Genomic DNA, 12,231 nt, shown 5'->3' with positions numbered 1-12,231 from the left:
CAGGCCTGTCAGCAGGCCTGTCAGGTGGACCCGGGCAGCAACGAGGTGGCCACGGGTACGGTTTCATCTGGTCTGAAGTGCCAGGACGCGGCATGAGGCCTCGACCGGCCGGAGCGCAGGTGGGTGACCTCGTCCACGACTCCGTATCGGACCGGGTAAGCGCCGTCCACCTTGATCTCCTCCTTACTCAAAAGCCCAGTAGGTTAGGTCTCTTCACCCCTTAGAGTTGTCGAGGACGCTGGTGTTGACGGGGGTGGGACGTGAGCAAACTTCATGTCGGGTACGTTCGCAAGGCGATCGAGGACCGGTTCGTCGATCTGGTTGACAAGTCGGATTTGGTGCACACACCCCGGGAGACAGCGAATCAGAAGCTGCTGAGCCGGGGGCTGGCCGCCCTCGCGGTGCAGATCGAGCACCCTTGCAGTGATCGCGTGGCGGCTCTACGGGTCTTCGACGGAGAGGACGACCAGGGGCTCGACTCCATCGCCGTCGAGTCCGACGTCAACCAGTCCCGGATCTGCCTCGTGCAGGCCAAGTGGAGCGACGGGAACAAAGGCAAGTTCACCGAGGCTGATGTCCACAAGATGTTCCATGGCCTCGACCTGATGCTGGAACGTCACTACAGCAAGTTCAACCGACGCTTCCAGCCGTTCGTCAATGACATCGAGCGGGCTTATGACACCGGTGTTCCGAAGATCACGATGGTGCTTGCCCTGATGCGGGAGGCCCCGCTCAGCGACGGCGTCCAAGATCTGATCAAGATGAAGCTCGAGAAGGTGAACGACGTCGACGACGATTTCGTCGAGGTGAAGGTCCTCACCCTTCGTGACTTCCACCGTGCCATCCTCGGCGACGCCTCCGCGCCGAAGATCGACGCACGGGTGCAGCTCGACGGATTCGTCCAGGAGTCACTGCCCTACAAGGCCATGTATGGCACGATGACCGTCCCCGACCTCGCCGATCTCTATGAGGAGCACGGGCGCGGGCTCTTCGCCCGGAACATCCGTAACGCTCTTGACCTGACCGATGTCAACATCAAGATCAGGAACACGCTGCTCGAGGAGCCGGAGCACTTCTGGTACTTCAGCAACGGCATCACCATGCTGTGCGAGTCGATCAAAACGGTCGGACGTGCGCTGCCAGGCAAGGTCGGGAACTTCCAGCTCTCTGGCGTCAGCGTGGTCAACGGCGCACAGACGGTGAGTGCCATGCACCGGGCGTTCGCGAGGGATCCCGGTGCGGCCCAGGACGGCCGGGTGATGGTGCGGTTGATCTCCCTGGAGAACTGCCCTCCCGGGTTCGGCGACCAGGTGACGACGACCACGAACACGCAGAATCCGATCGAGGAACGCGACTTCAAGTCCCTCGACCCCGGGCAGGTCCAGCTCCGGGACGACTTCACGCTGCTCCTCAAGCTCGTCTACGTCACTAAGCGCGGCGAGACGGTGCCCGACCCGGCGCACGGCTGCTCCATCTCGGAGGCGGCCGAGGCACTCGCAGCCACCAGTCCGAATGCCCAGCTCGCCGCCGTGGCCAAGCGGGACCAGCATGCCTCGGAACTCTGGGAGGACGGCAACTACCAGGAGGTGTTCGGCGCCAAGCCGAACGTCTTCCGGGTGTGGCGCTGCGTCCAGCTGCTCCGAGCCGTCCGCACGGAGCTGCACAGCCTGCGCGAGGGACTAGTCTGGCGGGCCGACTCCGCCGCCTTCTACGGTGATCTCCTGGTCACCCATATCGTCTTCCGTCGCCTGGTCACCCACTCCATCGAGGCCCCGGAGTTCGACTGGTCGAGGGAGCTCGCCAAGGTGCCCGCTCTGGTACGGGACGCCCTCTCCTGGGTTCTCACCGCGATCGACGACGAGTACGGGACCACCAGCCACATCGTCGCCGCCGTGCGCAACGCCGAGCGGATCGAACGGGTGGTACGGGCCACGCTCCGCGGACTCGACTCGGACAGCCCGGCCCCGGGCCTGAGCGCGGACTACCAGGTATCCAAGGCCGAGACGAGGGCCGTGACGAGGGGGCGGAAGACGAACGCGGTCGTCACGCTCGTCGCGGCCGGCCGGATCCAGGACGGCACGGTCCTGGAGTTCCGCCCGTACAGCAAGCCGGAGCGGCGTGACATGGCGCAATGGCTCGCGGAAGACCCCCGGCGGTCGCTGGCGACCTGGAGCAACGAAGGCGGTCGGCACCCGTTGCAGTGGCACGCGGACGACGCGTGGTACTCGCCGAGCGGCCTGGCGCGGCAGATGCGGCTCCTCGCTTCGGGCGTCGACACCTCGGTGCAGGGGACCCTCCGGTGGTTCGTGTCGGGTGAGGGTTCGCTGGACGAGCTGGCCTATGCCGTCCGGCTGGAGGAGGGGCTCGAGGTCGGGGAGGAGCCGGCTGACGCCTGACGGATGCCTGGTGCGATGCCGACGGCCGGGAAGTCGCTGTGCGGGCGCGATTGTCAGTGCCTCGTTGTACGGTCGCGCAATGTCCGGTAGCAGCCCGGACGGTGATCGTCGAACGTGCCACTGGACCGCCCCTGTGACCGTAGGATCGCAGGGGGTGGCCGAGCCGGACCGGATGATTTCGAACCGTACGGTGAGACGGTTGCCGCCACCACGACCGAGCGCAAGGAAGAAGCAGCACGCCGATGGAAGAACAGACCTTGGACATGGATTTTCCGCAGCAGTTGGGGGACGGTACGGACGGTCCCGTCCCGGCGGCGGAGGAGACCAAGCCCCAGGTCACCGCCCTGGAGGACGGGTACACCGTCGACTACATCACCGGTGAGGCGATCAAGGAGACGCCGAAGGAGAAGGTCCGGCAGCGCGTCGTCCGCGCGCTTGTCCACGAGCACGGGATCGACCCCGCCGACATGAAGCGCGACTTCCCGGTTACGGTCAGCGAGGAGGGGGCCCCACGGAAGCGGAGCAGGAAGGCCGACATCGCGATCTTCTCGCCCGGCAGCAAGCCGATCACGGCCAATCTACGGCGCGTGGTGGTCTGCAAGCCGGAGCCCAAGCGCGGGAAGCACGTGGTCAAGCTCCGCGAGCCGGACCAGGTGCGGAAGGACCTGGAGGAGCTCGAGGACCTCCTGGGCAACGAGAACCGCCCGCTGTGCACGGACGGCATGTGGACCGACGGTGTCGACTTCTTCTTCCTGAAGAAGGTGGTCAGCGACTTCGGCGTGCGGTTTGAGGACCGCAGCGACTGGGAGGTCGAGGACGGGACCGTCGGCAGCCGGACCGTCGCCTCGCACCAGCGGCTGCGCACGGCCGAGCCGGAGCGGCTGAAGGTCGCCTTCCAGCGGTGTCACAACTACATCCACGGCAACGAGGGCATGCCGAAGGACGCCGCGTTCTGGCAGTTCCTCTATCTGCTCTTCACAAAGATGTACGACGAGCGGGTCAGCCGGGGCACCGGACGCGGCCGGTTCCGCGTCGGTCTGAAGGAGAAGTTCAAGGACGAGGGCCGGGCCGAGATCAGCGCCCGGGTCCGGTCACTCTTCGAGGACGTCAAGCGCGAGTACAAGGACGTCTTCAAGGACACCGACGAGATCACCCTCTCCGACCGGGCGCTCGCATTCATCGTCAGTGAGCTCGCACCCTACGACCTGAGCGGCACCGATGTCGACGCCAAGGGCCTCGCCTACCAGGAGCTCGTGGGCACCAACCTCCGCGGCGACCGCGGGCAGTACTTCACCCCGCGCGGCGCGGTCAACCTGATGGTGGAGATCCTCGACCCCAAGGAGGACGAGACCGTCCTCGACCCGACCTGCGGCACCGGCGGCTTCCTCCAGGCCACCCTCAAACACCTCCACCAGAGCTGGAAGAGGGAGGCGAAGACCCTTGGCCATCCCGACACCGACGAGGAGCGGGAGCGGTACGGCGAGAAGCTCAAGAAGTACGCGGAGACCCGCCTGATGGGCGCGGACTTCGACAAGTCCCTGGTCCGCACGACGAGCATGGCGATCATGACACTCGCCCAGACGACCGGGAACATCTTCTACATGGACTCGCTCGGTTTCCCGCGCGGGCATCTTCCCGGCGTCGAGAAGGCGAAGGAGAAGATCCCGCTCGGGAGCGTCGATGTGCTGCTGACGAACCCGCCGTTCGGAGTCGACATCCCGGTCAGCGACGAAGCGGTCCTCGACTTGTACCGCGACGGCATCGCACAGTCTTGGGCGCGGGACAAGGAGACCGGCAAGGTCGTGGCGAGCACCCTCAGCACTCCGAAGAGCATGGCGCCCGAGCAGCTGTTCATCCAGCGCGCCATCGAGTGGGTCAAGCCCAGCGGCCGGATCGGCATCGTCCTGCCCAACGGCATCCTGTCGAACCCGGGGCCGACGGACGAGGCGATCCGCCGTTACATCCTGGAGCACTGCTGGGTGCTCGCGAGTGTCGAGCTGCCGGTGGAGACCTTCATCGTCGACGCCAACGTCAACATCCTCACCACGCTGCTCTTCCTGAAGCGGAAGACCGACCAGGAGGTGCGCAACCAGCGGTTGGGCACGGAGGAGCCGTACCCCGTCTTCATGGCCGTCGCCGAGAAGGTCGGCTTCGACCGCCGGGGCAACGAGCTCTACAAGCGTGAGCCGAACGGGGAGATCGTGGTGGAGCCGGAGACCGTGATCGAACGGATCCGGATCCGCGGCAAGGAGATCGAGCGGACCCTGACCCGAAGCAAGAAGGTCGTCGACAACGACCTGCCGGTGATCGCAAAGAAGTACCGGGAGTTCCGGGCCAAGCACCCGGTGCCCGGCGCGGCACCGCGCAAGGGTGCGGAGGCCGGCGCGTGAAGGTCACCAGCCTCACCAATCCGGTGATGTCCGACTGGTTCGAAGGCCAGGGGCTACGACTCGACGCGTCGCCGTACGTCTCGGACGCGTTGGAGGGCAAGAAGGCGCTGGAGCGGCTGAAGGACACGGTGCCGCTGGCGAGTTTGACCGCCGGGCACAACGGGGGGATCTTCCACGGGCCCATGTTCCGGCGGGTTTATCTCACCGATCCTGATCACAGCGTGCCGTTCCTCGGGACGAAGGACATGATGGCAGCAGACCTCACAGGGCTGCCACGGCTGCGGAAGTCCGACGCGGAGTCGGCGACGCTGTCCTACCTGCGGCTCAAGCCGGGGACGACGCTGATCTCTTGCTCGGGCTTCAACGCCGGACGGAGAGCGTACGTCCGTCCCGACATGGACGAGTGCTGGTCTTCGCAGGACACGCTCAAGGTCGAGCCCGACCCCAAGCAGATCAAGTCCGGCTATCTGTACGCCTTCCTGCTCAGCCGGTTCGGGGAGTCGCTGGTGCGGGGCTCGGTGTACGGGTCGGCCGTGAAGCACATCGAGCCGCATCACATCGCGGGGCTGCCGGTGCCGCGATTCGACGCGGATCTTGAGGGGCGGATCCATGTGCTGATCCAGCAGAGCGCGCGGCTACGGGCCTGCCACCAGTCGGCGCTGGTGGCGGCCACGAAGGACTTCTTCGACAGCAACGGGTTGCCCGAGCTGAACGAGGTTGGGTGGCATCAGCAGGAGCGGGATCTCGGGTTCGAGGTCGAGAGCGTGGGGCAAGTGTCGCTGCGGGCGCTGAACTTCGCGCCGCGGGCGCGGAAGGTGTTCGAGAAACTCGGTTTGGTGGATCACAAGACGCTTGGGACGATCTGTGCCGGTGGGCAGCTCAGTCGCGGTGTCCGCTTCACCCGTGTCGAGAGCGACACCGAGCACGGGGTGCAGCTGGTGGGGCAGCGTCAGGCGTTCTGGCTCCGACCCGAGGGGCGGTGGATCGCCGCGTCCAAGACGCCCTCGGAGGTCTTCGCGAGCGATGAGACGGTCCTGATCGCGGCACAGGGCACTCTGGGGCAGAACGAGGTCTACTGTCGGCCGATCCTGGCCACCGGGTCGTTCCTGAAGTACGCCTACTCGGAACACTTCCTCCGTGTCGTCAGCGGCGACCCCGACATCCCCGGTGCCTATCTCTTCGCCTTTTTTCGCTCCGAGGCCGCCTTCCGGCTCCTGCGCTCCCTGAGCGTCGGCGGCAAGCAGCAGGACATCCATGAGTCCTTGCGCGCGGCGATTCCGATCCCCCTCGCACCCCTCGCCGATCGCACCCGGATCGCCGATACCGTTCGTTACGCCTACAAGTGCCGCGACCGTGCCGACATCCTAGAGGACAAAGCGCTCGCGCTGCTGACCACCGCCATCGAGGAGGCCGCCGGCTGATGGGTGCCAGGATCGTTGCTGTTGGGGAGGCCGTCAACGATGCTGAGCGGAGGGTGATCGCGCACCTGCGTGATCACGCTCCCGACGACTGGACGGTCCTGCACTCCGTCGAAATCCCGCAACGGGACCGCCTGTTTGAGGTGGATCTCGTCGTGGTCACCGGTCACGCGGTGTACGTCATCGACGTGAAGGGCACCCGTGGCCGGATCGAGGCCGACGGGCGCAAGTGGTATCCGGCGAACCGGGCCCCGTTCCGCAGTCCGGTGCCCAAGCTCCAGAGTCATGCCAAGCAGCTCAAGACGATCCTGGAAACGGCCCACCCGCCGCTGTCGCGCCTCTGGACTGACGCCCTGCTCGTCCTCCCGGCGCCCGACGCCGTACTGACCGACTCCACCGCCCAGCAGCGTGATGCGAAGGCGACCGTCTCCCTGCCCGACCTGATCGGCCGACTGGCCGATGCCGGGCGGGTGCCGGTGTCGGGCGGACGGTTCGACACCGACATCTCCGCGCACCACGAGCTGATCGTGCGGACGGTCCAGGGCTCGTCCCGCCCGCCCACCGGGCCGCTCCGGTTCGGCAACTGGGAGGTGATCGAGCGGCTCAGCGAGTACCAGCACGCGACGGGCATCGAGGTCCTCGCCGAGTACCGGGCGAAGAACGCCATGGCGGTGCAGGGCTCGGGCACTGTCCGCCTCCAGGTCCGCACGGCCGATCCGTACGCGCCGGAGCCCGACCGGCTGATGGAGCGCAAGCGCATCGGTATCGCCTACGAGGCGCTCGGGAAGCTGCCTGCGCACCCGAACGTCGTGGGGGTGCGGGACTTCTTCGCCAGCGACGACGAGGACGTGTACGTTACCGTCTTCGACGATGTCCCCGGGCACGCCCTGCGGCTGCACCTGACCGGGGCGGCGGACCCGCTGACCGCCGACGCCAAACTGCGCACGATCCGTGACATCCTCCAGGGCCTCGCGCACGCCCAGAGCCGCCGCATCGCCCACCGCGAGTTGAACCCGTCGACGATCCTGATCGCGCAGGATGGGCGGGCCCTGCTGACTGGCTTCGAGTACGCCAAGACGGCGCAGCGCCGCGCGCACACCCTGGGCGACGCGGCGCGTCTTGCCGCCGATCCGGCGTACCTGGCGCCCGAGTGCCACGCCGACCCGTCCGCCATGGGCATGGCCTCGGACATCTACGCGGTCGGCGTCATCGGCTATCACCTGCTGACCGGGGAACTCCCCTTCGCCAGCGCCACCGAACAGGCCAGTGCTGCCGGGCAGCTGCCCGTATCAGGCATGGAGAACGCTGGGGTGGGGGTGGAACTCGCCCACTGGCTTCAGCTGTTGTGTGCCAGGGACCCGGCCGCGCGACCCACTGCCGTCGAGGCGCTGCGCCGTCTTGCCCTTGTTGTGGGAGCCCGCCGGACACCGCCCCGGCGCATCGGCTCCTCCTCGCCCCGGCGGGCCGAGGAGTCCGCCGCGGCTCCGGCCGACCCGGACACGCCGCGCGGCCCCGACTTCTATCGTTCCTTGCCGGCTGACTTCCAGCTCGGCACGAAGTACCTGGTGCGGCACCGGCTGGGGCGTCCCGGATCGTTCGGGGTGGCCTACCGGGTGTACGACACGATAAGGAGCCGGGACCGGGCGGTGAAGCTGGTCCTGCGGGACCGGGACTCGACCCTGGAGCGGCTGCGCAGGGAGCACGATGTGCTGGCCCGGCTGGAGAACGCCCCGCACCCAAACGTGGTGTCGATGGTGGATGCGGACCGGCTGCCGACCCCGGACGAATACCCATATCTGGTCTTCGAATTCGTCGACGGCAAGGACGTCGCCGAGGTGATCCGGGGCGGGCGGATGGGTGCGGCGGACGTACTGCGACTCGCCGTGGACACCGCTCGCGGTCTACGGCACATCCATGAGCGCGGGGTGTGGCACTGCGACATCAAGCCGAGCAACCTGCTGTGGACCGACGACGGGGTCAAGCTGATCGACTTCGGGATCGCGAAGACCGCCGACTCCTCCGAGGGGCACACCTATACTAGCCCGCGCTACTCCCCGCCCGACCTCGATGAGGTGCCCGCCGATGGCACCGGCTACACCGACCGTGACCTGTTCGGGCTCGGGGTCACCCTGTACGAGGCGCTCACTGGCGGGCAGTACCCGTGGGACGCCAACTGGCCGCTGCCCGGCGTCATGCCCATCGACCCGCGCATCGCCTACAGCGGTTTCGGAGACCTCGCGCCCGGCTTCGCGGAGATCATGCTGCGGGCGATCTCCCCGCACCGGGGTGAGCGATTCGGCACGGCCGAGGAACTGCTGCGGGCGCTGGAGGACCTGGGCTCGGCCCGCCAGGCTCCCGACACCGGCACCAGCTCTGCCCTCGGCACTTCGCCGCAGGCCGAGCGTGCCCCGCTGCCGCCCATCCCGCCGGCCGGCGAAGGCGGCCTGGCGGAGACGTCTCCGGATCCGAACCAGAACCCGTTCGTCGCCCACCTCCAGACGTTGTACAGCCAGAGCCGGCGCAGCAACCGCGGTACCCGCGGCTTGGACCCGCACGACATGTCGGTCTACATCGAGACCGCCCTGGACCGTGAGCTCGTCCCCGCGCTCCGCCAGGGCAAGCACGCGCTTGTGGTGGTCACGGGCAACGCGGGCGACGGCAAGACGGCCTTCCTGGAGAGCTTCGAGCGCGAGGCCCGCGAGGCCGGTGCGGACTTCGGCCCGTACCGGCCTAACGGCAGCGACTTCACTCTGGCCGGTCACCGTTTCCGTACCAACCACGACGGCAGCCAGGACGAGGGTGACACCGGTGGCGACGGGGTCCTGGAGGAGTTCTTCGCCCCCTATGCGGGGGCGTCCGAGGACGACTGGAGCGGCATCGGCGGCGAGACCCGGCTGATCGCGGTCAACGAGGGACGGTTGATCGACTTCCTCAGTCGCCGCCACGACCGATACGGTCACCTGGCCAGGCTCGTCAATCTCGGCCTGTCCGGCCGGGAGACGGGTCAGACCGTCGCCGTCGTCAATCTCAACGCACGCGATGTGTCGGCCCGGCCTGTCGACGCCGACGGCGCTCCGCAGGACGGCGAATCGCTCCTGGAGCGGATGCTCGCCCGGATGACGCACGAGCGGTTCTGGGAGGACTGCGCCGCCTGCGATCTGGCCTCCAGCTGCTACGCCCGGCACAACGCCCAGACCTTCCAGCACCCGTCGGCCGGCCCGCAAGCGGGACGCCGGCTGCGCCGGCTCTACGAGCTCACCCAGCTACGGGGCAAGCTCCACATCACCCTGCGCGACCTGCGCTCGGCGCTCGCCTTCACCCTCACCTCCGGCCGCGACTGCACCGAGATCCACCAGCTGTACGCGGACGGTGACGCCCAGCGGATCCTCAACAGCTTCTACTTCTCCGCGCACCTGGGCACACCACCCGACGAGGACGGGACGGTGCGGGAGCGTGACCGGCTGCTCTCGCTGCTCCGCGAGGCCGATGTCGCCACCACGCCCCAGCCCCGGCTCGACCGGCGCCTGGACCACACCGGACTTCTGGAGGACCGGGCGCTGGTCACCGTGGACGGCCGCGGCGACCGCGATCGTGTCCTCCTCGGTCGGCAGTTCGCGGAGCTCGGGCAGGTGGGCGTCGCGGACGGCGGACGGGCCACCGCACACCGACGATTTCTTGACGCTGCCCGCCGTCTCCTCTACTTCGAACTCCACGACGAGGACCGCGCGCAGCGGATGCTGCCCTTCCCCTCCGTGCTGCGCTTCATGGAGCTGCTCGCCGCTGATCCTCCCCGGGTGGCCCGTGCGCGTGACTCCGTCCTCCATGCGCTCAACAGGGGGGAAGGCATGACGGCCCCCGAGCGGGTGGGCAACGCGCTCGCGCTGAAGGTGCGTGACGTGCCGGGAGGCACCATCCGCAGCTTCCGCAGCTTCCCCGCCGAGGGTTTCCGTCTCGAACCCGGATCCGTTCCCGCCTCCCCGTACGTCGAGTCCGGCCGCACCGCGCTGCGCCTCGGCTACACGGACCCGGCGGGCCACCAGGGCGGGACCGCCGAACTCGACATCCGGCTCGACCTCTACGAGCTGCTCCAGCGATTCGAGAAGGGCTATCGGCCGTCGGTTGCCGACCTGCAGGGACAGCAATTGGCCCTCGCGGTCTTCAAGAACCGGCTGTCCGCCGTCCCGTACCAAGAGATCCTGCTCACCACCCACGGACACGACCTGCAGCGCATCCACCGTACCGAGGACCGTGTCCTGCACATGGAAGAGATCACGGCTGAGGCCGCGGGCGAGACCGAGGGCGACGCGTCCGGGCGGGACGACGCACCGCACCACACCACCGGCGAGGAGGAGACGACATGGCGCTGACCGGATCGCTCGGCACCTTCCACCACCCGGGCGTCAGCAGGGTCGACTACAAGCCCCTTGACATGGACCGTGTCCTCACCGCACTGCTCGCTCGGCTGTGGCACCACGGCATGCCCAGCAAGATCCGCCGGTCTAGGACACTCGAGGTCGAGGTGTTCGTCAAGCTGTTCCAGGACAATCCTGAGGTGTTCGACGGCTTCGAGCGGGAGACCACCTCACGCTGGATCTCCACCCATCTCCTGGACCTGGTCAACCGGGGTCGGGCCGACGAAGCGGTGGCGGGACCACGGCCCCTGCACGGCTTCACCTACCGATTCCGTAACAGCCGCAAATCCCGTCCCTACGGGGCGGATGAGCAGCTCTACGAGATGCTCACCGTCGATGAGGGCGCCCTGAAGGGGTTGCGGGAGTTCTTCTTCTCCGACGTGGATCGCGCCACTGGCATGATCACCCCCGGCCGGGGCACGGACGTCGAGACCCAGGCGCTGCTCCACCTCGTGGAACTGGCCGGAGGCCAGATGCAGGACCGCGCGGACACCGGAAGGCCTCGTACCCCGCATCCACCACTGTGTGCCGAACCCGCCCAGCTGCTCTGCCAGGACGTCATGCGGTTGCTCTACCACCAGGACCACATGCCGCGCACCGTCCTCGTGGACCACCTCAAGACGCTCTTCGCGTTCCACCTGGCGCTCTACCACCTGCGCATGGTCAAACTGCTGCCGGCCGCCGTGGCGAACGGCACTGTCCCGGCCGCCTGCCGCAAGGGGCATACCGGCCGGACGGCCGCCGACTGCTGCCCCCACCAGGTGCGGCTTTTCCTCGACGTGGACGGAAACCCCGGCACCCCGGCCGCAGCCCTGGCCGAACACAGCGCGGACATCTGGTACCGGCGTATTCCCCGCTTCATTCAGGCGACGTATCAGGTCAAAAAGCTCGACGACTTCGCCGTGCACCGCGCGACCAAGACCACCGCCGCCGGCCGGGCGGGCGACGCGAAGTACTCAACCGTCGAGGGCGCGCTGCGGCTGCTCGGCACCTCCCACCGCCAGGAACGCGACGCCTTCTTCCTCCAGCGGGCCACCCGGGTCCGCGACGAGGAGGACGAGCTGCCCACGGAGCTGAAGCGGGTCACCCAGCTCGGGCTCGACCCCTTCCAGGAGTACACCGAGATGCTCATGCACTACCGAGGGCGCTACTACCGCAGCCAGTTCGTGAAATGCCTGGACTCGATGCTGCTCAAGCACCGCCCCGGTGCCCTGATCGCCCAGCCCCGCGGCAAGGGCAGTACGGGCGCAGAGGGATCGGCGCGCCGCTTCGTCCTGGACGCGCGGCTCCTCGAAGTGCTCCTCCAGGTGTCGCTGCTCCGTGCGGCGGGGGACGGTTCCGGTGATCTCGCGACCTCCCCGATGCGGGTGGACGAGTTCCTCGCGCTGCTGCGGGACCGCTACGGGCTGTACATCGACCGGCTCCCCGACGGCGACGGCTTCTCCGGCGCCCACCTCGACGACCAGGCTGCGCTACGCGCCAACTCCGCTGCGTTCCTCAACCGGCTCCGCGAGATCGGCTATTACCGGGACATGTCCGACGCCTACCTGACGCAGACCATCACCCCCCGGTACGCCATCGGCACCGGGGCACGGACGGGAGCCACCGCCTGATG

At 67.9% G+C, this 12,231-nt stretch carries 5 protein-coding genes; all 5 read left to right on the top strand.

Annotated features, from left to right (window positions below; genetic code table 11):
• Positions 1-260: 260 nt before the first annotated feature.
• Entirely contained in the window at positions 261-2,396 is a 2,136-nt protein-coding gene (locus tag ACFV9T_RS30530; RefSeq protein ID WP_385445669.1) for an AIPR family protein, read from the top strand.
• 242 nt (positions 2,397-2,638) lie between these two features.
• Positions 2,639-4,786 (top strand): restriction endonuclease subunit M, encoded by a 2,148-nt coding sequence (locus ACFV9T_RS30525; protein ID WP_385445668.1) that lies wholly within the window; start codon positions 2,639-2,641, stop codon positions 4,784-4,786.
• On the top strand, positions 4,783-6,207 hold the full coding sequence (locus tag ACFV9T_RS30520; RefSeq protein ID WP_385445667.1) for a restriction endonuclease subunit S: 1,425 nt from the start codon (positions 4,783-4,785) through the stop codon (positions 6,205-6,207). The genes ACFV9T_RS30525 and ACFV9T_RS30520 overlap by 4 nt, the downstream gene beginning before the upstream one ends.
• A complete protein-coding gene (locus tag ACFV9T_RS30515) occupies positions 6,207-10,571 on the top strand; it encodes a protein kinase (protein WP_385445666.1) in 4,365 nt (1,454 codons plus the stop codon). Before ACFV9T_RS30520 ends, ACFV9T_RS30515 begins: the two co-directional genes overlap by 1 nt.
• Complete coding sequence (locus tag ACFV9T_RS30510; RefSeq protein ID WP_385445665.1) at positions 10,562-12,229, top strand: hypothetical protein; 1,668 nt, start codon at positions 10,562-10,564, stop codon at positions 12,227-12,229. Before ACFV9T_RS30515 ends, ACFV9T_RS30510 begins: the two co-directional genes overlap by 10 nt.
• Positions 12,230-12,231 lie beyond the last annotated feature (2 nt).

The organism is Streptomyces sp. NPDC059850 (assembly GCF_042731515.1).
Classification (GTDB): Bacteria; Actinomycetota; Actinomycetes; order Streptomycetales; family Streptomycetaceae; genus Streptomyces.
The sequence above is the reverse complement of the archived record's forward strand: the minus strand, read 5'-3'. Positions and strand labels throughout refer to the sequence as shown.

Bases quoted from the DNA above. Each gene is read 5' to 3' on its own strand.
- ACFV9T_RS30515 (WP_385445666.1), top strand. From the start codon at position 6,207: ATGGGTGCCAGGATCGTTGCTGTTGGGGAGGCCGTCAACGATGCTGAG.
- ACFV9T_RS30510 (WP_385445665.1), top strand. From the start codon at position 10,562: ATGGCGCTGACCGGATCGCTCGGCACCTTCCACCACCCGGGCGTCAGC.
- ACFV9T_RS30525 (WP_385445668.1), top strand. From the start codon at position 2,639: ATGGAAGAACAGACCTTGGACATGGATTTTCCGCAGCAGTTGGGGGAC.